The 21,968-nt window shown below is 71.5% G+C and carries 19 protein-coding genes and 1 pseudogene; 10 read left to right on the plus strand and 10 right to left on the minus strand.

Annotation, left to right across the window (positions count from 1 at the left end; all coding sequences use genetic code 11):
- Nucleotides 1-9: 9 nt before the first annotated feature.
- From AB0M54_RS41000 to AB0M54_RS41010, 3 genes are read right to left on the minus strand one after another with little or no spacing between them, the layout of a single operon-like run.
- Nucleotides 10-363 carry an STAS domain-containing protein gene (locus tag AB0M54_RS41000; RefSeq protein WP_364320535.1) on the minus strand — a complete coding sequence of 118 codons (354 nt, stop codon included), beginning with the start codon at nt 361-363 and terminating at the stop codon, nt 10-12.
- Nucleotides 360-2,804: a SpoIIE family protein phosphatase gene (locus AB0M54_RS41005; protein ID WP_364477535.1), complete on the minus strand. Its 2,445-nt coding sequence runs from the start codon at nt 2,802-2,804 to the stop codon at nt 360-362. Before AB0M54_RS41005 ends, AB0M54_RS41000 begins: the two co-directional genes overlap by 4 nt.
- Before the next feature lie 17 nt (nt 2,805-2,821).
- The gene (locus tag AB0M54_RS41010) at nt 2,822-3,613 is read right to left on the minus strand and encodes an alpha/beta hydrolase (protein ID WP_364477538.1); all 792 of its coding nucleotides are present in this window, start codon (nt 3,611-3,613) and stop codon (nt 2,822-2,824) included.
- A gap of 170 nt (nt 3,614-3,783) precedes the next feature.
- Between AB0M54_RS41010 and AB0M54_RS41015 the strand changes: the two genes are divergently transcribed.
- The 3 genes from AB0M54_RS41015 (at nt 3,784) to AB0M54_RS41025 (ending at nt 5,887) form a co-directional block, all read left to right on the plus strand.
- Complete coding sequence (locus tag AB0M54_RS41015) at nt 3,784-4,929, plus strand: hypothetical protein (protein ID WP_364477541.1); 1,146 nt, start codon at nt 3,784-3,786, stop codon at nt 4,927-4,929.
- A gap of 125 nt (nt 4,930-5,054) precedes the next feature.
- Nucleotides 5,055-5,627: a cryptochrome/photolyase family protein gene (locus AB0M54_RS41020; RefSeq protein ID WP_364477544.1), complete on the plus strand. Its 573-nt coding sequence runs from the start codon at nt 5,055-5,057 to the stop codon at nt 5,625-5,627.
- Complete coding sequence (locus AB0M54_RS41025; RefSeq protein ID WP_364477547.1) at nt 5,624-5,887, plus strand: hypothetical protein; 264 nt, start codon at nt 5,624-5,626, stop codon at nt 5,885-5,887. Before AB0M54_RS41020 ends, AB0M54_RS41025 begins: the two co-directional genes overlap by 4 nt.
- Before the next feature lie 14 nt (nt 5,888-5,901).
- On the opposite strand, the gene AB0M54_RS41030 is transcribed toward AB0M54_RS41025, so the two are convergent.
- Together AB0M54_RS41030 and AB0M54_RS41035 are read right to left on the minus strand one after the other, a co-directional pair.
- A complete protein-coding gene (locus AB0M54_RS41030) occupies nt 5,902-6,594 on the minus strand; it encodes a lysophospholipid acyltransferase family protein (protein WP_364477549.1) in 693 nt (230 codons plus the stop codon).
- 129 nt (nt 6,595-6,723) lie between these two features.
- Nucleotides 6,724-7,636: pseudogene (locus tag AB0M54_RS41035) on the minus strand (alkaline phosphatase D family protein).
- Nucleotides 7,637-7,705: 69 nt separating this feature from the next.
- On the opposite strand from AB0M54_RS41035, the gene AB0M54_RS41040 reads away from it, so the two are divergent.
- Genes AB0M54_RS41040 through AB0M54_RS41060 form a run of 5 tightly spaced genes read left to right on the plus strand, consistent with a single transcriptional unit; the run spans nt 7,706 to nt 11,746 of the window.
- Nucleotides 7,706-8,710 (plus strand): ArsR family transcriptional regulator, encoded by a 1,005-nt coding sequence (locus AB0M54_RS41040; protein WP_364477552.1) that lies wholly within the window; start codon nt 7,706-7,708, stop codon nt 8,708-8,710.
- A 30-nt stretch (nt 8,711-8,740) separates the two neighbouring features.
- Nucleotides 8,741-9,712 (plus strand): ABC transporter ATP-binding protein, encoded by a 972-nt coding sequence (locus tag AB0M54_RS41045; RefSeq protein WP_364320523.1) that lies wholly within the window; start codon nt 8,741-8,743, stop codon nt 9,710-9,712.
- Nucleotides 9,709-10,479, plus strand: a complete 771-nt coding sequence (locus AB0M54_RS41050; protein WP_364320521.1) for an ABC transporter permease — start codon at nt 9,709-9,711, stop codon at nt 10,477-10,479. The genes AB0M54_RS41045 and AB0M54_RS41050 overlap by 4 nt, the downstream gene beginning before the upstream one ends.
- Entirely contained in the window at nt 10,476-11,261 is a 786-nt protein-coding gene (locus tag AB0M54_RS41055; protein WP_364320519.1) for an ABC transporter permease, read from the plus strand. The genes AB0M54_RS41050 and AB0M54_RS41055 overlap by 4 nt, the downstream gene beginning before the upstream one ends.
- Before the next feature lie 59 nt (nt 11,262-11,320).
- Nucleotides 11,321-11,746: a carboxymuconolactone decarboxylase family protein gene (locus AB0M54_RS41060; RefSeq protein WP_364320518.1), complete on the plus strand. Its 426-nt coding sequence runs from the start codon at nt 11,321-11,323 to the stop codon at nt 11,744-11,746.
- 138 nt (nt 11,747-11,884) lie between these two features.
- Here AB0M54_RS41060 and AB0M54_RS41065 read toward each other — a convergent pair whose 3' ends face one another.
- Together AB0M54_RS41065 and ndk are read right to left on the minus strand one after the other, a co-directional pair.
- Nucleotides 11,885-12,811 (minus strand): D-2-hydroxyacid dehydrogenase family protein, encoded by a 927-nt coding sequence (locus AB0M54_RS41065; protein WP_364477555.1) that lies wholly within the window; start codon nt 12,809-12,811, stop codon nt 11,885-11,887.
- A 6-nt stretch (nt 12,812-12,817) separates the two neighbouring features.
- Nucleotides 12,818-13,240, minus strand: a complete 423-nt coding sequence (gene ndk, locus AB0M54_RS41070; RefSeq protein ID WP_364320514.1) for a nucleoside-diphosphate kinase — start codon at nt 13,238-13,240, stop codon at nt 12,818-12,820.
- 140 nt (nt 13,241-13,380) lie between these two features.
- Here ndk and AB0M54_RS41075 point away from each other — a divergent pair, with 140 nt between their 5' ends.
- Entirely contained in the window at nt 13,381-16,596 is a 3,216-nt protein-coding gene (locus tag AB0M54_RS41075; RefSeq protein ID WP_364477558.1) for a VOC family protein, read from the plus strand.
- A gap of 110 nt (nt 16,597-16,706) precedes the next feature.
- Here AB0M54_RS41075 and AB0M54_RS41080 read toward each other — a convergent pair whose 3' ends face one another.
- The 3 genes from AB0M54_RS41080 to AB0M54_RS41090 all read right to left on the minus strand — a co-directional run bounded on the left by AB0M54_RS41080 (nt 16,707) and on the right by AB0M54_RS41090 (nt 21,072).
- Complete coding sequence (locus AB0M54_RS41080) at nt 16,707-17,012, minus strand: DUF4233 domain-containing protein (protein WP_364477561.1); 306 nt, start codon at nt 17,010-17,012, stop codon at nt 16,707-16,709.
- A gap of 83 nt (nt 17,013-17,095) precedes the next feature.
- A complete protein-coding gene (locus AB0M54_RS41085) occupies nt 17,096-18,421 on the minus strand; it encodes a folylpolyglutamate synthase/dihydrofolate synthase family protein (protein WP_364320508.1) in 1,326 nt (441 codons plus the stop codon).
- Nucleotides 18,418-21,072 (minus strand): valine--tRNA ligase, encoded by a 2,655-nt coding sequence (locus tag AB0M54_RS41090; RefSeq protein WP_364320506.1) that lies wholly within the window; start codon nt 21,070-21,072, stop codon nt 18,418-18,420. The genes AB0M54_RS41085 and AB0M54_RS41090 overlap by 4 nt, the downstream gene beginning before the upstream one ends.
- A gap of 202 nt (nt 21,073-21,274) precedes the next feature.
- On the opposite strand from AB0M54_RS41090, the gene AB0M54_RS41095 reads away from it, so the two are divergent.
- Entirely contained in the window at nt 21,275-21,895 is a 621-nt protein-coding gene (locus AB0M54_RS41095) for a hypothetical protein (protein ID WP_364320504.1), read from the plus strand.
- The last annotated feature ends 73 nt before the right edge of the window (nt 21,896-21,968 follow it).

Raw genomic sequence — 21,968 nt, forward strand, 5'->3', positions numbered from 1 at the left:
ACGTGCGGCTTACCCGCCCAGGTCGGCCGCGGCCTTGTCGAGATCGGTGGCGAGGAGATCGTCCCGGAAGGCGCACAGCTGGAGCGTCATCCGGGCCGGCCCGGTCGCGCCGACGACCAGCCGGATGCCGCGGCCCCGATCGTCCATGTCGCCGACGATCCAGTCGAGCAGCCGCACCCCGGCGCTGTCCAGGAACGACACCGAGGTCAGGTCGATCACGACCGGGTCCTCGCCGCCCACGTACCCGACGATCTCCCGGCCGATCGCGGCCGCGGTGGCGAGGTCGATCTCGCCGGTGATCGAGACCACGGCGACCGGTCCACGGCGCGAGTAGGCGACCGCCTTGCCCGCCTCGTGGTTCACGCGTTCTCCTTCCGGGTGCGCCGCATGGTCACCACGGTGCCGGCGCTCCGATCGAACGACACATGATCCATCACCTGTCGGATGAGTTGAAGCCCCCGCCCACGCGACACGTCGGAGCGGGCCGGCCGCCACACGCCCCGGTCGGCCACGACCACCTCGACGGCCTCGCCCGACACCGTCGCGACGATCTCGACCTGACCGAACGGGTCGTCCCGATAGCCGTGCTCGATCGCGTTGGCGACCGCCTCCGAGCAGGCCAGCAGCACGCCCTGGACGCTCTCCTCGTCCACCTGGTGCGTGATCAGCCAGGCCTTCATCTCCTTGCGGAGCAGTGCAATCTGCATCGGGTCAGCGCCGATGGAACGCTCCAGGCGCTCGTCGGTGCCCAGGGTCAGGCAGAGCAGGCAGACGTCGTCGGTGTGGTCGGTGCCCACCATCAGGTCGGCGAACCCGGCGGCCAGCCCGGCCGTGGGCGCGTCCCGGCGCCGGGCCCACTCCCGGGCCATCGTGTCCAGGCCCTGGTCGATCGGGCGGTTGCGGCGCTCGACCAGGCCGTCGGTGTAGAGCAGCAGGCGGCTGCCGGAGGCCAGCTTGACCTTCTCCTCCACCCGGTCGCGCTTGCCGGCCCGCGAGCCGAGCGGCGCGGACCGGGCGCCCATCAGGTAGCGGGCCTGGCTGGCCGGCTCATGCAGCAGCGGCGGGAGGTGGCCGGCGCAGGCGTACGTCATCACGTTGGTGGCCAGGTTGATCTCGCAGTAGGCGACGGTCGCCATCTTCGCGGTGATCACCCGGTCGACGAACCGGTCGAGCTTCCGCAGCACCTTGGCCGGTCCGGCGTCGGCCGAGGCCACGGCCCGGACCGCGCTGCGCAGCTGGCCCATGGTGGCGGCCGCGTCGATGCCCCGGCCGACCACGTCACCGACCACGACGGCCAGCTTGTCCGGCGAGATCATGAAGGCGTCGAACCAGTCGCCGCCGACCTCCAGGCCCTGCGCCGCCGCGTGGTACTGCGTCTCGACCACGAACCGCGAGTCGCGGGGCGTCGACCCGGAGAGCAGGCTGCGCTGCAGCGTACGGGCGACCGCCCGCTCCTGCTCGTAGAGCCGGGCGTTCTCCAGGGCCAGCGCGGCGCGCGAGGTCAGTTCGGTCAGGAAACCCGACTCGGCCACGGTCCGGCGGGCGCCCTCGAGCCGCAGCGCCAGCGTGCCCAGCACCAGGCCGCGGGCGGTCAGCGGCAGCACCGCGGTGCCCACCTCGGTGGCGTCGGCAGCCGGCCACAGCGCCTCGCCGCTGACCGTGACCCGGGCGATCTGGTCGGCGATCAGCTCGGGGTCGGGTGGCGGGCCGCCCGACTCGGCGAGCAGCCCGGGCGGGCCACCCACCTGCAGGCGCACCGAGGCCCACTCGGCGACCTCCGGCACCAGCCGCTCGACCAGGCGCTTGGCCCGGGCGGTGAGCCGGTTCTCCTCGTCCATCTCGCGGGTCGTCCCGGCCAGGAAGGTGACCCGCGCCTCGCGCAGCCGCGCCGCGTCGTACAGCCGGGCCCGGTCCAGCGACTGCCCGCCCTGCTGGCCGAGCAGCCGGATCACCAGCAGTTCGCTCTCGCTGAGCTCGCGCGGCTCGGCGAAGCTGAACGCGAGCACCCCGCGAACCTCGGTCTGGTCGTCGGCCGGGCCGGTGGCCAGCGGCAGCAGCACGGCCAGGGTCCGACCGGCGTCGCGCATGGCCTCGGCCAGCCCGCCGAACCGGTCCTCGGCCTTCTCCGGCGCGCTGATCACCTCGAGCTCGCCCCGGCGGGCCACCTCGGCCGCCGCGCCGGCGGTCACGCCCGGGTCGGCCGCCGAGACCTCGATCAGCCCGCCGCGGTCGGCGCCGGTGAGCCAGACGCTGCTCGCGGTGGCGCCGAAGGCCGGACCGGGCGCGCCGGCCAGAACCTCGGCGACCTCGGCCTCGGTGGCCGCGGCGGCCAGGCCCGCGACGATCGTCTGGAGTACGCGCACCCGGCGCTCGGAGTCCTCGGCGATGCGGCGGGCGTTCAGCAGTTCCCGCTCGTACCCGCGCCGTTCGGTGGCGTTGAAGATCATGGTTCGGATCAGGCGGGGCAGTCCGGCCGGGTCGCGGCCGAGCATCGAGTTGATCAGCGCGGGCAGCCGGCGGCCGTCGGCGCAGACCAGATCGAAGGCGACCTCGTGCACATCGTTCTGCATCCGCAGGAGCGGCGCGTAGTGACTCTCGTGGTAGATCTGCCCGCCGGGCGTCAGCAGATCGCGGAAGCGACGGACGCCGACCAGCTCAGCGCGGGTGTAGCCGGTCCAGGCGAGGAACGTCTCGTTGACCTTGACGATGGTGCCGTCGGGCGTGGTGGTCAGATATCCGCACGGAGCGTGCTCATACAACTCGCTGGGATCCTCCTCCCACGGCACGCGCAGATCCTGAGTCACGTCCCGGTCATCCATGCCTACAAGTAGGCCCGAATGGCGGCGATCGTCTCGTCGGGCGCGCTGAGGTTGGGACAGTGACCCGTGGCATTCATGTAGACCAGTGTGCTACCCGGGAGTTGGGCATGCACGTACTCCCCCACGGGTGTCGGGGCGATGACGTCGTCCGAGCACTGGAGCACGAGCGCCGGCGTCCGCAGCCGGGGCAGGTCGGCGCGGTTGTCGGAGAGGAACGTGACCCGGGCGAAGTGCCGGGCGATCTCCGGGTCGGTGCGGCAGAAGCTGTTCTTCAGTTCGTCGGCCAGCTCGGGCCGTTCGGGATGGCCCATGATCACCGGCGCCATCGCGCTCGACCAGCCCAGATAGTTGCTGTCCAGCGAGTCGAGCATGTCCTCGAGGTCGGCGCGCTGGAAGCCGCCGGTGTAGCCCTCGTCGTCGAGGTAACGCGGCGACGGGCCGATCAGCACCAGCTTGGCGAACTTCTCGGGCTCGCGGATCGCGGCCAGGATGCCGATCATCGCGCTCACCGAGTGGCCGACGAAGACCACGTCGCTCAGGCCGTGCTCGTCGATGATCTCCAGCACGTCGTCGGCGTACCCGTTCAGGGTGGAGTACTTCTTCTCGTCGTACTCCCGCAGGTCGGACTTGCCGTTGCCGACGTGGTCGAACAGCACGATCCGATGGGTGTCGGCGAAGGCGGGAGTGACGAGGCGCCACATGTTCTGATCACAGCCGTAGCCGTGGACGAACATGATCGGCTGCCCGGAGGGGTTACCGGTCACGGTCACGGCGTTGCGCGCGGTCGTATTCATCGTGGGGTCACCTTACGACTCCGGAGCGTTCCGCACGACGGTCAGGTTGTCCGGCATTTGTGAGCCGGTGTCTGGTTCGACGGCCGTCCAAGGCCTGGCACACCCCGGATAACCTGGGGTTTGGCGTCACACCAGGGGTGCGACGCCCAGCCTTAGGAGGATACGAACGGATGGCCGATCAGCCGGGCGGGAATCCCCCGGACGCCCGATCGCCCGACCCGACGAGGATCGCGGCGGACGGTGACCCCTCGACTGTGGACGCTCCGGCGCGCTGGAGCGGGTCGGCCGCCATCCCTCCGCCGCAGCCGAAGAAGTCCCTCTGGCCGCGCCGCACGGCCGCCGCCGCGGACGAGGACGACGACTGGGGCACGACGCCGGCCGTCGACCCGTGGGCCGGCCAGGACACCCCCTGGGACCCGCTGCAGCTCCCGGCGCCCATGCCGGCGCCCGCGCCGATGCCGCCGACCCGCATCGAGGCGCCGGCGCCGCCACCGACCCGCATCGACGCGCCCGCCCCGGCTCCTGCCCCGGCGCCACCGCCTCTGCCGCCACCGCCGCCTCCGAAGCCGACGCGCGCCGAGAAGCGCGAGGCGAAGCGGGCCCAGAAGCAGCCCCCGCCGCCGGTCAACCGCGTCCCGGTCCAGCCCCGGCCCACCTCCGTCCCGCCGGAATACGCCCGGCAGGTCGTCCAGCGGCCGCCCGGCCCGCCGCGCCCGCCCGGCCTGCCGGGACCCCAGCGCCCGCCCCGGAAGGGCCTGCCGCCGCCGCGCAAGAAGCGCCGCCCGCTGCGCACCCTGGGCACGTTCGCCCTGCTCAGCCTGGTCTTCTGCGCCGGCGTCCCGGCGATCTTCCTGTGGCCTGCGGCCGGCCAGTACCCGGTCAGCGCCAGCCTGCCCGACTCCGTCTCCGACCTCGACCGCCGCGACGACGCCACCAGCCGCCGCGCCGCCCAGCGCCTGGCCGCCGAACTCAGCGACGGCGGCCAGGCGTTCGCCGGCATCTACGCCGACGGCAACGGCAAGCGGGTCACCATCTTCGGCACCACCGGCCTGCGGATCACCCCGGAGCAGGACGTCGAGGCGCAGATCCGGCAGCTCACCCCGGACTACGACATCGAGGACGTGCGGCCGTTCGACATGGGCGAGACCGGCGTGCACGAGCGCTGCGGCAAGGGCCGGGCCGGCCGCAACACCGTCGTGGTGTGCGCCTGGGCCGACCACGGCAGCCTGGTGACCGTGCTGATGACCAGGCGTTCCATCGCCGACAGCGCCGATCTCACCGCGGTTCTGCGGAGTGCGGTGCTCAACCGCGGGTAGAAAAAACCCGTGACCCGATGGCTGTTCGCCGACCAGCTCGGCCCGCACTTCCTCGACGCGCCGGAGCAGCCGGTCCTGCTGATCGAGTCGAAGGCGGTGTTCCGGCGCCGCCGCTTCCAGTGCTGATGGACGGGGCCGAGCCGGCCGGCGGCCGGTGGAACCTGGACGCCGACAACCGGGAGCCACCGCCGAGGACGGCTGCTCTGGGCGTACCCGAGCCCCCGAAGATCGTCGAGGACGAGATCGACGAGCAGGTTCGCGCCGACCTGGACCGCTGGGAACGCGAGGACGGCGTCACGTTCCTGGGCCGCGACGGGCCGCGGCTGTTCCCGGCGACCCGGCGTGAGGCGCTGGCCCGGCTGAACCACTTCGTCGAGCACCGGCTGCCCACGTTCGGCCGGTACGAGGACGCGATGCTGGCCGGTGATCCGTGGATGGCGCACAGCCTGCTCCCGGCGCCGATCAACCTGAGCCTGCTCGACCCGATCGAGGTGATCCACCGGGCCGAGGACGCCCACCGCGCGGGCGACGCGCCGCTGGCCTCGGTCGAGGGCTTTCGTCCGGCAGATCCTCGGCCGGCGCGACTTCGTCTGGCACCTCTACTGGTACTTCGAGCCGGGCTACCGCCGCGCCAACGAACTGGGCGCCGCCGGCCGCGTACCCCGATGGTTCGCCGATCTCGACGCCGGCTCGGATGAGCTCCAAGCCGTACGCGGGCGGTGGCGCCTACATCGACCGGATGAGCGACTACTGCGGCGGCTGCCGGTACGACCCCAGGGTGCGGGTGGGCGACAACGCCTGCCCGTTCACCGCCGGTTACTGGGCCTTCCTGCACCGCAACGAGCCGAAGCTGCGCGACAACTATCGGATGCGTCAGCCGTTGCGCGGGCTGGACCGGCTCAAGGATCTCGACCAGCTGGTCGAGCAGGAGGCGGCCCGCGGCAGTCGTGCGCCCTAGGTTTTTGACAGGCGCTAGGCGGCTGGGTCGTCGTCCTTCTGCGGCTTGGTGGGCGCGTAACGCGACACGTACTCCTGGCCGGTCAGCTTCTGGATCTCGGCCATCACCTCGTCGGTGAGCACCCGCAACGCGGTGCGGTCGTCGGGCCGGCCGGCCGCCTCGATCGGCTTCCCGAACTTGATCGTGGCCTTGCCCCAGCCCACCAGCTTCGGGTACGGCTGACCGATGGGCTGGATCTTCTCGGTGCCGATCACGCCGACCGGGATGATCGGGACGCCCGCGCCGACGGCGAGCCGGGCGGCGCCGGTGCGGCCGCGGTAGAGCTTGCCGTCCGGCGAGCGGGTGCCCTCGGGATAGACGACCACCATGTCACCGGCCTTGAGCGCCGGGATGGCGGCGTCGAACGCGCCCAGCGCGGCCCGGCCGCCGGACCGGTCGACCCGGATCGCGCCGAGGCCCTCCATGATGAAGCGGTTGAACCGGCCGCGCAGACCGGTGCCGTCGAAGTAGTCCGACTTGGCCCAGAAGGCCAGGTGTCGCGGCACCGTCGCGCCGAGGAAGAGCTCGTCGGCGACGGACAGGTGGTTGCTCGCGAAGATCGCGCCGCCGCTCTTCGGAATGTTCTCCAGGCCTTCGACACGCGGCCGCCAGCCCAAGATCATCGCATTACCGACGGTGATCTTTCCGAACGAATAGAGCAGCGGCAACGGGTTCCTCCGGGAGGGAACAACGTGTAGAGGGGGCGTGAAGAGACTAAACCACGCCACCCTGAAAGTCCGCGCCGATCTCCCGGCCCGGGTGACCCCGGGCCGGGAGTTCGACCTGCGGTTACCGGATCAGGGAGCCGGCAGCGTGGTGGTCCAGAGCGACACGCCGTCACGGTCGCGCAGGTGCACGGTGAACGCCTTGCTCCGCCCGTCGATCTCCACCTCGCCGAAGTGCTGGAAGCCCTGGGCGGGTGAGGTGTTGGCGGCCGGCGGGGTGTGGCTGAACACCACCTCCGGCCCGAACGTGGCGTCCATCGCGTTCGGGCCGAACGCCCCGGGCTGCGCCTCAGGCCGTTGATCAGCCACTCGCGCTGCTCGGCGCCGAGCAGGCCGCGGTCCGGGTCGGCGTACGTGTTGCCGTCGTTGACGTCCTTGAACGTCCGCATGTCGAGCACGAAGATGTCGAGCAGCGGACCGTACGACAGCTTGCGGTAAACCGTTCCCGCCGACTCGGGCGTCGGCACCCATTCGTGGTACGCCCGCATGGCCCGGGCCGCGAGCACGTCCACCCGCTTCTCGGTGTAGCGGGCGTCGTCCAGGATCTCCCCCGGGTACCAGTTGTTGGTCACCTCGTGGTCGTCCCACTGGTTCAGCTGCGGCACCTGGGCCGCGAACCGCCGGTAGTGCTCGTCGAGCAGGTTGTAGGCGTACTGCCCGCGGTATTCCTTGAGGGTCTCGGCGACCTTGGACTTCTCCTCGGTCACCAGGTTGTTCCAGACCGCACCTTGCCGGTGTGATCGGTGTCCGGCGTGAGCACCGGGCCGCGGACCAGCCGCGCGCCCTGGAAGTCGGGCCGGCGGGCCACCTCCACCCACATCCGGCCGGGCCGGTCGGCCCTCGTCCACACCACGGCGGACTCGGCCGCCGCGTCGCCACTCTGCACGCCATGGGTCAGCACCGGCCGCCCGTGTGGCACGAAGACGAAAGCCGCCGGCCCGGCCAGACCGGCCCGCAGCAGGGTCCTTCTCCTGATCGAGGTCATGATGATGGCCTATCGGCTCGATGTGACGAGGGCACCCTCGGAAGATGGACGGCACCTAAACTCGTCCGGGTGATCCGCATCGAGATCGATGAGCCGACGCTCGCCCGCACCCGGATCGCGATCAGCCCGCTCTGCGAACTGCTCTGCGGTCTCTTCCTGCTCGAACGCAACCCGGGCCCGGTGCCGTGGCCGTACCAGGACTGGGCGGCGCGGGCCCGCGAGATCCTGCGCACCGACCCGGCGGTCGAGCCGGTCCTCCTGTACTTCCGGCTCGGCTCGGTCTGGCCCGACTTCCTCGGCCCACACCCGCCGAGCGCCCTGCCGAGCCTCGACGAAGAGCTGGCCGGTCTCCGCGCGACCCCGGCCGAGGTGATCGAGGCACAGTTCGCCAAGCACTACCCGGACGGCGAGCCGGAGATCCTGCGGCCGTTCCGTATCGACCGGGCGGCGGCGCTCGCCCGGCTGTCCGACGGGCTGGCCGCCTACTGGGCGGCGGCGCTGGCGCCGTACTGGCCGGCCATGCGCGCCGCGCTCGAGGAGGAGGTGCTGCTCCGGGCCCGGGCGCTGGCCGCCGACGGGCCGGACGCGCTGCTGGCCAAGCTGCATGACCGGGTGCTCTGGGAGCGCCCGATCCTCACCCTGGTGAAGCCTCTGGAGCAGAGCTTCGACGCGTTCGACAAGCGACTGCTGCTGGTCCCGCTGATCTTCTCGCGCGGCGCGCTGCTGTGTTCCGGCGACGATCCCGACGTGATCATGGTGACCTACCAGTCCCGGGGCGCCGCCGTCCTCGCCGATCGCGTCGCGCCATCGGCTCCGGCGGATCGGCTGGCCATCCTGATCGGCCGCGGGCGCGCCACCGTGCTGCGCGCCCTGACCAGCCCGGCCACCACGACCGGGCTGGCCACCGCGCTGGGCCTGGCCCCCTCGACGGTGTCCGAACATCTGAGCGCGCTCCAGGCGGCGGGCGTCGTGCACCGCCGGCGGGCCGGGCGCCGGGTGCTCTACGGGCTCGAGCCGGCCGGCGTCGCGCTGGTCACCCTGCTGGATTCGGGAGCGGCCGAATTCGTTTCCTGAGGACGGTTCACGTCATTACCGTCCCGGGCCATGGGGGATGCCATCGAGGCCGCGCGACTGCGGCGTACGTACCGGAGCCGCACCGGTTTTGTCCGGCGCCGGACCACCGAGATCGAGGCCGTGCGCGGTGTTGATCTGACCGTGGCCCGCGGCGAGCTGTTCGGCCTGCTGGGCCCGAACGGGGCCGGCAAGACCACCACCATCAAGATGCTCAACACGCTGCTGATCCCGACCTCGGGCACGGCGCGGATCTGCGGGTTCGACGTCGAGCAGGAGACCCGGGAGGTACGCCGGCGGATCGGGTACGTGTTCGGCGGCGACCGCGGCCTCTACGACCGGCTGTCCGGCCTGGACAACCTGCGCTACTTCGCCGAGCTGTACGGGGTGCCGGCCCGCGACCAGAAGCGGCGGATGGCCGAGTTGCTGGAACTGGTCCGGCTGACCGGCCGCGAGCGGGAACGGGTCGAGGGCTACTCCCGGGGCATGCGCCAGCGCCTGCACATCGCCCGTGGCCTGCTGCACTCCCCCGAGGTGCTGTTCCTCGACGAGCCGTCCATCGGGGTCGACCCGGTGGCCGCCCGGGAACTGCGCCGCACCGTCGCCGACCTGGCCGCGACCGGCACCACGGTGCTGCTGACCACGCACTACATGGCCGAGGCGGACGAGCTCTGCGACCGGATCGCGGTGATCGCCGACGGGCGGATCCAGGCCTTGGGCACGCCGGCCGAACTGCGCCGGCACGCGGACGGGCGCCGGGTGGTGGAGGTCGAGGCGTACGGGGTGCCGGACGACACCGTGGCCGGCTTGCAGGGGCTGCCCGGGGTGCGGGAGGCCGCGGTCGAGGCGCGCGGGGCGCTGCAGATCCTCACCGTCCAGTCCGATTCCGGGGTGGACGTGCAAGGTGAGGTGCTGCACGCGCTCGGGGGCGTGCGCCTCGGCCGGGTGTCCACCCGGGAGCCCACGCTCGAAGACGCCTACGTCGCGATCGTCAGCGCCTCATGAGAACGCTGCGGATGATCACCGTCGGCACGCTGCTTCACGTGAAACAGCTCAGCCGCTCGGGGCTCGAGCTGACCATCAGCCTGTTCATCCCGATCGTCCAGGCGACCATGGCGGTGTACCTGTTCCGTTCCGGCGGCTCGGCCGATCGCCTGCTCGAGGCCGCGGTCGGCGCCGGGATGATGGGCGTCTGGTCCTCGGTGCTGTTCGGCTCGGGCGGCGCCATCCAGAACCAGCGCTGGCAGGGCACCCTGGAGATGATCATGCTGGCGCCGCGCCGGCCGGTGCTCGTGCTGCTGCCGATCACCCTGGCCACCGCCCTCACCGGCACCTACGCGCTGCTCGCGACGCTGCTGTGGGGCCGGCTGCTCTACGGGATCCGGCTCGACCTCGCCCACCCGGTCGCGTTCGCGGTCGCGGCGCCCGTGGTGATCCTGTCGCTGGGCATGTTCGGGCTGCTGCTCGCGGCCACGTTCGTGCTGCTGCGCAACGCCAACGCGCTGGCCAACACGCTCGAGTATCCGGTGTGGCTGGTGTCCGGGATCCTCGTACCCATCACGGTCCTGCCCACCTGGACCACCCCGATCGCCGCCGCCCTGCCGACCACCTGGGCCGCACGCGCCCTGCGCGAGGCCACCACCGGCGGCCCGGTCTGGCCGTCCGTGGCGATCTGCGCCGCCGTCTCCCTCGCCGGCCTGACCCTGGGAGCGATCGCCCTGACCCACGTCGAACGCCGCGCCCGCGCCGCCGCCACCCTGGCCCTGGCATGAACACGATCCGCCTGCTCACGGTCGGCGGCACGATCGCCTACCGCGCCCTGTTCAACTGGACCTCGCCCGGCATGTTCGTCGGCACGCTGCTGATCGGGCCGCTGTTCCAGCTGCTGTTCTTCGCCTACCTCGGCCGGCAGCTCCAGGTCGGCGACGACCGCTTCTTCATCGTCGGCAACGCGGTGCTCGCGGCCTCGCTGGCCTGCGTGTTCGGCGGCACCATGGCGATCTCCAACGAGCGGCGCTACGGCACCCTCGGGCACGTCCTGCTGTCACCACGCAGCCGGACCGCGGTGTTCCTCGGGCGCGCCCTCCCGTACGCCGGGAACGGCCTGCTCATCGCCGTGTTCACGCTGGCCGGGGGCGCGTTGCTGCTCGGGCTGCGCATCCCGCCGGCCGCGCTGCCCGGGCTGGCCGTGGCGCTGGCCGCCGGATCGCTGTCCTGCGGCTTCTTCGGGCTCACCCTGGGCGCGCTCGGCCTCCGGTTCCGTGACGTCTGGGTGGTCTCCAACGTCTCGGTGGCCCTGATGCTCCTGCTCACCGGCGTGAACGTGCCGGCCGCGGCCCTGCCCGGGTGGATGGCCGCGATCGGGCAGGTCCTGCCGATCACCCACGCGGCCGCGGCGGCCCGCCTGCTCTCCGCCGGCTCCCCCTTCGCCGAGGCGGTGCCGCAGCTCGGTCTGGAGGTGCTCGTCGGCTCGGCCTGGGCGCTGCTCGCGGCCGCCCTGCTCAAGATCTTCGAGCTGGAATCCCGGCGTACGGCCAGCCTGGACACCCTGTGACCACGGTCACGTCACGTTCCCCGGAGCCGGCTCGTCCCCCTCACATGAGCCGACTGAACATGAACGATGTCGCGCCCGGGGCCTACCAGGCCGTCCTGGGCATGGAGATCTACGCCCGCCAGAACAACGACCCTCAGCTGTACGAGTTGGTGAAGCTGCGCGCCTCGATGGTCAACGGCTGCGGCTTCTGCGTCGACATGCACGCCACCGAGGCACAGAAGGCCGGCGAGTCGAGCCGGCGCCTGTTCGCGGTGTCGGCCTGGCGCGAGGCCGGCAGCCTGTTCACCGAGCAGGAGCGGGCGGCCTTCGCCCTGACCGACGCCGTCACCAAGCTCGGCGAACACGGCGTCCCCGACAACGTGTGGGACGAGGCCGCCCGCCACTTCGACAAGACCGAACTGGGCAACCTCCTGATGGCCATCGTCACCATCAACGTCTGGAACCGCCTGGCCATCGCCACCAAGCAGGACCTGCCGGACGCCTAGGGCAGCGTCCTGTGCCTGTGGACAGTTCTCGAGATCGTCATTTCCCCGCGCTAGATTCTCGGCCCACCCAGTGCCGGGGTGGGGGAGGCGGCGGGTCGTCGGTCAGCGCAACCCACCCACCACCCAGGTGGGCGACCGTCAGGATGACGCGAGCGTGCGGATCGGATGGCCGGCGGCGAAGGCCCGGATGTCCTCGACGGCGTCGGTGAAGAACACCTCGTAGGTGGCGCCGGTGACATAGCCGAGATGCGGGGCGAGCAGGGTCCGGGGCGCGCTGCGCCAGGGCGAATCGGCCGGCAGGGGCTCGATGTCGAACACGTCGAGCCCCGCGCCGCCGATCGTGCCCGCGTACAGGGCCTCCAGCAGGGCGGCCTCGTCGACCAGCGGGCCACGGGACGTGTTGATCAGCAGGGCCGACGGCTTCATCCGGGCCAGGTCGGCCCGGCCGATCAGTCCCCGGCTCGCCGGGGTGAGCGGCACGTGCAGGGTCACCACGTCGGAGGTGGCCAGCAGCTCGTCCTTGGTGATCCCGCCCGCCTTCTCCAGGCTCCGGCTCCAGGTCACCACGTCCATCCCGAAGGCGGCGCCGACCGCGGCGACCGGTGTGCCCAGTCGCCCGAGACCGATCACGCCGAGCCGTCGCCCGCTCAGGCTCAGGCCCACGGTGTGTTGCCAGCCGCCCGCCCTGATCTGCTGGTCCTCGGCGACCAGGTGTCGGGACAGCCCCAGGATCAGCCCCCAGGTCAGCTCGACCACCGCGCCGGGTGGACCCGACCTGGTGCCGCAGACCACGATGCCGTTCCGCTGCGCGGCGGCCAGGTCGATGGCGGCGTTCTTCATGCCCGTCGTGACGAGCAGGCGCAGGTTGGGCAGGCGGTCGAGCACCTCGGCCGGGAAGGGGGTGCGCTCGCGCATGGCCACGATCACGTCGAACGGGGTCAGATCAGCTCCCAGCCCGGCTCCCAGCCCGGCTCCCAGCCCGGCGAAGAACGTGACATCGAGGCCCGACCAGTCGGCGTACCCCGAGGCCACCTGCTGGTAGTCATCGAGGACGGCGACCCGCACGGCCGGTCAGCCGAGCTCGGGGAACCAGAGCTGGAGCTCCCGCTTGGCGCTCTCGGGCGAGTCGGAGGCGTGCACCAGGTTCTCGCGGTTCGACAGGGCCAGGTCGCCCCGGATCGTGCCGGCCGCGGCCTTCCGGCCGTCGGTGGCGCCGATCATCGCCCGGACCACCTCGATCACCTCGTCGCCGGACACCACCAGCGCGACCAGCGGCCCGGAGGTCATGAAGTCCTTGAGCGGCGGGTAGAACGCCTTGTCGACGTGCTCGGCGTAGTGCTGGTCGGCCATCTCGGCATCCATCGACCGCAACACCATCGCGTCGACCGCGAGTCCCTTGCGCTCGAACCGGCCGATGATCTCGCCGACCAGGCCCCGGCGCACGGCGTCAGGCTTGATCAGCACGAGCGAACGCTCGCCGGACGGGCTGGTCACGGTTGGTTCCTCCGATGGTCGACACGCGGAATGTCAGCCTATCGGTACCGACACCGGCCACGCCGCCAACCTCCGGTTACCGCACTTTCCCTCCACCCCTGCCGCGCCATAGCCTGACAGGGACAAAAGGGGGGTCCACTGTGGCGAACCAAACCGGGCGGCCCGTCGCGCCGGCGCGCAAGCTCGTGGCGGCGGTGCTGGGCACCTTCGCGGTGTTCGTGATGGTGTTCGGGCTCGGCCTGTCGAGCTGGCCGATCGTCGCCCTGGGCGCCGCGCTGCTGGCGCTGGCGATCGCCCTGGGCATGGTCAACGTGGTCCGGCGCGGCGCCCGCGCCTGGGTGACCGGCCACGGTCAGGTGAAGGCCATTTCCGACCCACCACCCTCTGGCGCGTACGGGCGGGCCGAGCTCCAGCTGGTCGTGGTGGCGCCCGGACTCCCCGTGACCGAGGTGCTGGTGCGCGACCCGCGCGTACCCATCGGCAAGTGGCCCCGAGTCAACGAAACCCTGCCGATCTCGGTGGACGTCGACGACATGCGCCGCTGCAAGATCGAGTGGGGCGACGTCGAGGACCGCTCCGACGACGGCGACCCCCCGCCGCCGGCTCCCGCCGAGCCGCTCGAGGAGTTCCTCGACGACGATCTCCTGGGCGAGCCCGAGCCGCCGCCGTGGGTGAACCGGGACCGCTCCTGGGGCCGCGGCCCCGACGAGCCCATGTCCCCCGCCGCCGCGCCGGTCGCCACCGAGGAACGCCCCGGCACCACGGTGGTGGTCCACGAAACCCCCGCCGGCGTGGTCCTCGAGGGCGAGTACGTCGACCACGACGACAACCCCCAGGTTCTCCCCCAGCGCGCGGCCCGCCGCCCCCACCACGCCGAGCCCCACGCCACGGCGGTCCCCCTGGTCGACGACGACCCCTTGACCGACGACCCGCTGCTCAGCGACCCCCCGCCCGCCGACGCCCCACCCCACCGCGACGACCCTTCCTACGCCGAGGCCCCGCCCAGGCCGTCGACGCCCGCCGACGCCCCGCCCAGGCCCGACGCTCCCTCCCCCGCCGAGGCGTCGCCCAGGCTCCACGACCCCGACGACCCCACCATCGACCCGCGCGCAGCCGGCCCCGCCCCCTGGCGAACCGCCCCCGAACCCCGCCGCGCGGAATCAGACGTTCCTCCCTGGGCCGAGGCGCCGCCCCGCCAGACCGAAGCAGAAGAGTCCGGCGTCGGGGCAGCCGACCTGACCGATCCAGACACGACCCACCGGTCCAGGGCCGAGGCGCCTCCCAGGTCCGACCGGGCCGAGGCCGACTCCCCGCCCGACCCCGAGACGGACATTCCTCTCGAACCAGAAGATGTCCCGAAACCGGAATCCTCCCGGCCCACCCCTCACCAGCGCACCGCGTTCTACGAGCAGCCTCCCGAGCCCCGACCGGCCAGGTCCTCGTACACCCCCGTGACCGACCAGACCCACCCGGCGTACCAACCCGTCCAAGAGTCACCCTCCGCAGCCGCCGCCGAACCGCCGACCGCAGCGAGTGACACCCCCCAGTCACCCACCGCAACCTCGGACCTCGAATCGGACCGCCGCCGCCCCAGCCCGCGCCCCCGCAAACCCTCAGAACCCCTTCCGGGTACGTCCACCCAGTCCGCCGAGACCCCGCCACCTCCCCCCGCCGGGGTGGTCCCCGAGCAGCGCACCGCCTACGACCCGGACATCGACCTCCCCTTGGACGACAGCGACCTCCAGCCCCCGCCGGAGTTCGCTCCCGAGGCCCGCCGAAGCCTGGACAACGACCTCATAGCCCCTCCGGTGGACGCCCCCGAGGAGCCCCGCTCCTGGGCCGCCGGCGCCACCCCAGCAACCCCGCCCACCGAGATCCCCATCTCGAAGCGCCCCCCTTCCACACCGGAAGACCAGGTCACCCCACCAGAACAAACAGCAGCCGCAGCCGCCGCCGACCGAGCCGCCGCCACCGGCGACACGTCCCCCCGCCCCTGGGAAGCCAGCCGCATCCCCCACGAACCACCCCCCGCACCCACCAGCAACGTCGCCGCTTCCCGCCCCTGGGAGACAAGCCGCACCCCAGGCCCCCGAGTGGCAGGCAGCACACCCGAGTCCTCCCGCCCCGTAGACCCGGCAGCCACCCGATCCGAGCCGCTGGCCGACGAGCCGCTGCTGGAAGACCCCCTCCTGGACGACCTCCTGGACGACCCGGGCCCACCCCCATGGGAGGTCCGCCGCGCAGCCGCGGAGGCCGCCGACCCCACCGACCGCCCTACCATCTCCGGCGTAGACACCACCCCGGACTCCCCACCCGAACCCGGCCCCACCACCCAGAGCGCACCCCCCGCGCCGAGCCACACCCCCACAGGCTCAGCACCCGCGCCGAGCCACACCCCCACAGGCTCAGCACCCGCGCCGGGTCATACGTCCGCCGGTGCAGCGCCCACGCCGGGTCCCGCCACCACCAGCGGAGCACCCGCGACCGGTCCGACCACGCCCTCGACGCCCGAAGCGCGCACCACCAGCACGGCCACCTCACGGCCGGAGGCCTCCGCGACTTCGGCATCCGAGCCCACGTCGGCGGACACCCCGCGCGAGACCGGCGCAGGCCCAGTGATCGGCGCGGCCGCTGCCGCCGGCGTCGCCTCAGCCGCAGCAACAAACGTCCGATCGAGCAACGCCCAGCAAGAAAGCCGAGCCTCAGCCGAGCCGATCACGTCCCCGGCCGACCCGAAGACGACCGACCCGAGCCCGGCCAACTCCCCGAACGCGGCCAATCCGGCCAGCCCGGCCAATTCGGCCAATTCGGCCAGCGCGGCCGGCGAGGCCGATTCGCCCAAGCCGGTGGTCGTCTCGGCGACCGCCCGCCCCGCCGCCAGGAACACCCGCCCGTGGTCAGACCTGGAGGGCTCAGGCTACGAACCGAGCGAGCGCACCGAAGAGGTCATCACCGCCTACCCCAGCGCCCGCCCCGGTCCGGCCGGCGCGATCCACGGCGTAGGCATCACGGTCCTGGTCACCAACATGGACCGCTCGATCGACTTCTACCGCGACACCCTCGGCTTCTTCCAGATCGACACCGGCACCGGCAGCGCGGTCCTGGCCTCGGGCGATACCCGCCTGGTCCTCCGCGCCGTCCACTCGCTGTCGCCGGACATCGGCCGCCTGATCTACCTCAACCTGGAGGTGGGCGACGTCGACGCCGTCTACGAGGAACTCAAGACCAAGGGCGTGAAGTTCCTGCACGGCCCCCGCCCGGTCAACCGCGGCGACAAGCTCGAGCTCTGGGCCGCCACCTTCTACGACCCGGACGGCCACAACATCGCCATCACCCAGTGGCGCGCCATCCGCTGAGGACAAGAGCCGCGGACGTCGGCCCGATCGAAGAAAGACCGGGCCAAAAGAAAGGCCGGGCCAAAAGAAAAGGCCCGGCCAAAAGAAAAGGCCGGGCCGCCACCAGAGGCTTAACCCAAGATCTTCCGGCGTACGTGCAACGCGTAAGCCCAGGCCGCCCCGAAGATCAACCCAACCGCCGCCAGCGACCAGTGAAACAGCCCACTGACCAGCAACAACGCCTGCAGCACAGTGCCGGCCGGCCAGGCCCACCGCCGCTTCATGCTCCCGGCGACCACCACGCACAGCACCGCGAGCGCCACCACCGCCCCGATCCCCCACCCGCTCAGATGCCCGCCGAGCACCCGAATCGGCTGAATCGCCAGCAGCAGCACGATCGCCTCGAGAATGAGCGTGCCCGACCCCAGCCCGCGCACCGCCGCCGCCGGATTCCGTAGCCCCGAGGGCCGGTCCCCAGACGAAGAGGAATCCGACGGCGGGGAAGAGTCCGGCGCCGACGTCACCTCTTCAGCAGCTTCCGCGCATCAGCCACGGTCATGATCGAGCCGGTGATCAGCACGCCCACGCCACTGAGCTCGCCGTCGGTGTCGGACTCGGCCAGCACCACGGCCTCCTCGATCGCGTCCGGCATGTTCTCGGCCACGGTCACCCGGTCTTCGCCGAAGATCTCCTCGGCCGCCTGCTTCAGCTCTTCGAGCGGCATCGACCGGGGCGAGCTGTTCCGCGTGACGACGATCCGCGCGGCGATCGGCTCGAGCAGGTCGAGCAGCCCGGACGCGTCCTTGTCGCCGAGCACCGCCACCACGGCGACCAGGTGCCGGAACGAGAACTCCTCTTCCAGCGCGGCCACGGTCGCCGCCATGCCGTGCGGGTTGTGCGCGCCGTCGAGGAGGATCGCGGGCGCGCTGCGTACGCGCTCCAACCGCCCGGGCGAATCCACCTGCGCGAAGCCCGCGCGCACGACCTCGGGCTCGAGCTGCTTGTCTTCGCCCGCGCCCAGGAACGCCTCGACCGCGGCGAGTGCCAGCGCCGCGTTCTGGGCCTGGTGTGCGCCATGCAGTGGCAGGAAGATCTCGTCGTACACGCCGCCCAGACCCTGAAGGGTGAGCAGCTGGCCGGCCACCGCGATGTCCCGGCGCACCACCCCGAACTCGCTGCCCTCGCGGGCCAGCGTCGCGCTCATCTCGGCGCTGCGTTCGAGCAGCGGCCGCATCGCGTCCTCGGTCTGGAGCGCGGTGATCACCGTGGCGTCCTTGTGGATGATGCCGGCCTTGGCCCAGGCGATGTCCTCGATCGTGTCGCCCAGCCACTCGGTGTGGTCGAGCCCGATCGGGGTGATCACGCAGACGCCCGCCTCGATCACGTTGGTGGCGTCGTCCTCACCGCCCATGCCGACCTCGATCACGGCCACGTCGACCGGCGCGTCGGCGAACTTCGCGTACGCCATCGCCGTGGTCAGGTCGAAGTAGGTCAGCGGCTCGGTCACCCGCGAGTCGATCAGCTCGGCCAGCGGCTCGACCTCGTTGTAGGTGGCGACCAGCTCCTCCTCGGAGATCGGCTCGCCGTCGAGGCTGATCCGCTCGCGGATCGTCTCCAGGTGGGGGCTGGTGTAGCGGCCGGTGTGCAGCCCGTGCGCCCGCAGCAGCGAGTCGATCATGCGCGCGGTCGACGTCTTGCCGTTGGTGCCGGTCAGATGGATCGACGGGTACGCCCGCTGCGGGCTGCCCAGGACGTCCATCAGGTCCTTGATCTTCCGGAGGTCGAAATCCATCCGGGTGAAGCCGCGTTTCAGCAGCGCGGCGTCAACCTCGTCGTACTCGCTCATGATGAGCCTCCCTCAGACCGTGGCAACGCCGAGAGGGCCGTCGCGATTCTCGTGAGATCCGCCTCAGCCGTCGCGAGCCGGTCCTTGATCTTGGTGACCACCTGCTCGGGCGCCTTGCTCACGAACGACTCGTTGTTCAGCTTGCTCCGGCACTGCGCGGCCTCCTTCTCGGCGGCGGCGCGGTCTTTCTCCAGGCGGGCCCGCTCGGCCGCGACGTCGATCGTGCCGCGGGTGTCCAGGTCGACGGTGATGCCGCCGGCCACGTTCAGCGTCGCCGTGGCGGTGAAGTCGTCGGCGGGCGCGTCGAGCCGGGCCAGCGACCGGATCAGCGGCTCGTGCGTGTCGATGCCGACGTTGCCCAGGCCGGTGAGCGCGGCGTGGACCCGCTGCCCGGGCCGCAGCCCCTGGTCGGACCGGAACCGCCGCACCTCGGTCACCACCTTCTGCAGCGCGGCCAGCTCATCTTCCGCGGCGTCGTCGATCCGCCCGGCCTCGGCCGCCGGCCAGGCCGCCGTGACGACGGTCGTCTCGCCGGTCAGGTTCGTCCACAGCTCCTCGGTGACGAACGGGATCACCGGGTGGAGCAGGCGCAGCAGCTGGTCGAGCACGTGCCCGAGCACCCGCCGCGTCTTGTCCGCCTCGGCGCCGCCGGCGGCCAGCACCGGCTTGCTCAGCTCGACGTACCAGTCACACACGTCGTCCCAGGCGAAGTGGTAGAGCGTGTCGCAGAACTTCGCGAACTCGTACGTCGCCGCCTGCTCGCCCACCTCGGCGATCACGTGCTGAAGGCGGGACAGCACCCACCGGTCGACGGCGTTGAGCTCACTCTGCTCCGGCAGCCCGCCCGCGACCGTGGCCCCGTTCATCAGCGCGAACCGCGTCGCGTTCCACAGCTTGTTGCAGAAGTTGCGGGAGCCCTGGCACCACTCCTCGCTGATCGGCACGTCGGACCCCGGGTTGGCGCCGCGCGCCAGCGTGAACCGGGTGGCGTCGGCGCCGTACCGCTCGATCCAGTCGAGTGGGTCGACCACGTTGCCGAACGACTTCGACATCTTCTTGCCATGCCCGTCGCGCACCATCCCGTGCAGCGCGACCACGTCGAACGGCTGCTTCCCGTCCATCGCGTACAGCCCGAACATCATCATCCGGGCGACCCAGAAGAACAGGATGTCGTACCCGGTGACCAGCACCGACGTCGGATAGAACTTCTCCAGTTCGAGGGTACGGTCGGGCCAGCCCATGGTCGAGAACGGCCACAGCGCCGACGAGAACCACGTGTCCAGCACGTCCTCGTCCTGCCGCCAGCCCTCGCCGGTGGGCGTCGCGTCGTCCGGCCCCACGCACACGACCTCGCCGTCCGGCCCGTACCAGACCGGGATCCGGTGCCCCCACCACAGCTGACGCGAGATGCACCAGTCGTGCATGTTGTCGACCCACGAGAAGTAGCGCTTGGCCAGCTCGGCCGGCTCGATCGCCACCCGCCCGTCCCGCACCGCGTCGCCGGCCGCCTGCGCCAGCGGCCCGGTCCGCACGAACCACTGGAGCGACAGCCGCGGCTCCACCGTCGTCTTGCACCGCGAGCAATGCCCCACCGAGTGCACGTACGGCCGCTTCTCGGCGACGATCCGGCCCTCCGCCCGCAGCGCCGCCACGACCGCCGGCCGGGCCTCATAACGATCAAGACCTTCAAACGGTCCGGGTACGGTGACCACGGCGCGTTCGTCCATCATCGTGATGCTCGGCAGCCCGTGGCGCTGCCCGATCTCGAAGTCGTTGGGGTCGTGCGCCGGCGTGACCTTGACCGCGCCCGTGCCGAAGCTCGGGTCGACATGCTCGTCGGCGACGATCGGGATCCGCCGCCCGGTCAGCGGCAGCTCGACCTCGGTGCCGATCAGGTGCTTGTAGCGCTCGTCCTCCGGGTGCACGGCCACCGCGGTGTCACCGAGCATCGTCTCGGCCCGCGTGGTCGCGACCACGATCGCGTTGTCGCCGGCGCCGTACCGGATCGAGATCAGCTCACCGTCGTCGTCGGTGTGCTCGACCTCGATGTCGCTCAGCGCGGTCAGGCAGCGCGGGCACCAGTTGATGATCCGCTCGGCGCGATGGATCAGGTCGTCGTCGTACAGCCGCTTGAAGATCGTCTGCACCGCGCGCGACAGTCCGTCGTCCATCGTGAACCGCTCGCGCGACCAGTCGACCGAGTCACCGAGCCGGCGCATCTGCCCGAGGATGGCTCCGCCGGACTCGCCCTTCCACTGCCACACCTTCTCGACGAAGGCCTCACGCCCCAGGTCGTGCCGGGACTTGCCCTGGGAGGCGAGCTGGCGCTCCACGACGTTCTGCGTGGCGATGCCGGCGTGGTCCATGCCCGGCAGCCACAGGACCTCGAAGCCCTGCATTCGCTTGAGCCGGGACAGCGTGTCCTGAATGGTGTGGTCGAGCGCGTGACCGACATGCAGCGAGCCGGTGACGTTGGGCGGCGGGATGACGATCGAGAACGCCGGCTTGTCACTCTTGGGGTCGGCCACGAACAGCCCGGACGATACCCACGACTCGTACCGCCGCTGCTCTACCTCACCCGGCTGGTACTGGGCAGAGAGTTCTCCGGTGGGACGGCCGTCGGGGGCGCTGGTCTGGGTTGTTTCGCTCACCCGGCAATTCTACGGAGGTGGTGTACGGAGCCGGCCACGGGATTGCATGGTTGTGGATAACCGGGTGGCTGTGGATTGTTAGGCTGCCCCGATGTCCGAGCGCAGCAGCGGTCCGACCGAGTCCGACCCCATGACCACATCCCCTCCCAGTGAGCCATCTGCGCAGGTCGACGCAGGTCAAGCGCCTGACCGTCCCATCGAGGTGGGCGACAGCCCGTTCCCGCTGACCGGCTCCGACGACAGCGAGCCGGCCAGCAGGCCGAAGTCCCGCACCCGGACCATCCTGCTCGCCGGCCTGCTGGCCGTAGGTGTCGCCGGCGCCGTCGTGGTCAGCATCACGGGCGCGCGCATCTACTCCCAGAAGGACGCCACGCTCACGCCGCCGGCCGAGATCAGCGGGCTCCATGTCGACGACAGCGAGAACGGTCGCAACACCGCCGACTACCTCACCACCGCCCTGTCCGCCGAGGTCGACCTGGACAAGACGGTCGGCGCCGTCTACCGCGACGCCGCCGATCCACAGAAGGGCGTGCTGTTCTTCGGCGGCACCGCGCTGATCTGGAGCCCGGGCGACGACCTCGACTCCGCGTTCACCCTGATCGCCGACGACCAGGGTGCGGTCACCGGGGTGCACGACGTGCCGGCCGGCGACCTGGGCGGCACGATGAAATGCGGCGCGACGAAGACCTCCGAGGGCGCCATGTCGGTCTGCGGCTGGTCCGACCACGGCAGCCTGGCCGTGGGCCTGTTCCCCGGCCGGGCCGAGGACGAGGCCGCCACGCTTCTCCGCGGCTTCCGCACCGTGGCCCAGAAACGCGAATAGCCCACCCGCGCGGTTCTTACCCGCGGGTGGGCCAAGCAATTTTCAGGGGGCAGTAACGAGTTAACCCCGGAAA

It is taken from the genome of Actinoplanes sp. NPDC051470, assembly GCF_040682035.1.
In the GTDB taxonomy this organism is placed as follows: domain Bacteria; phylum Actinomycetota; class Actinomycetes; order Mycobacteriales; family Micromonosporaceae; genus Actinoplanes.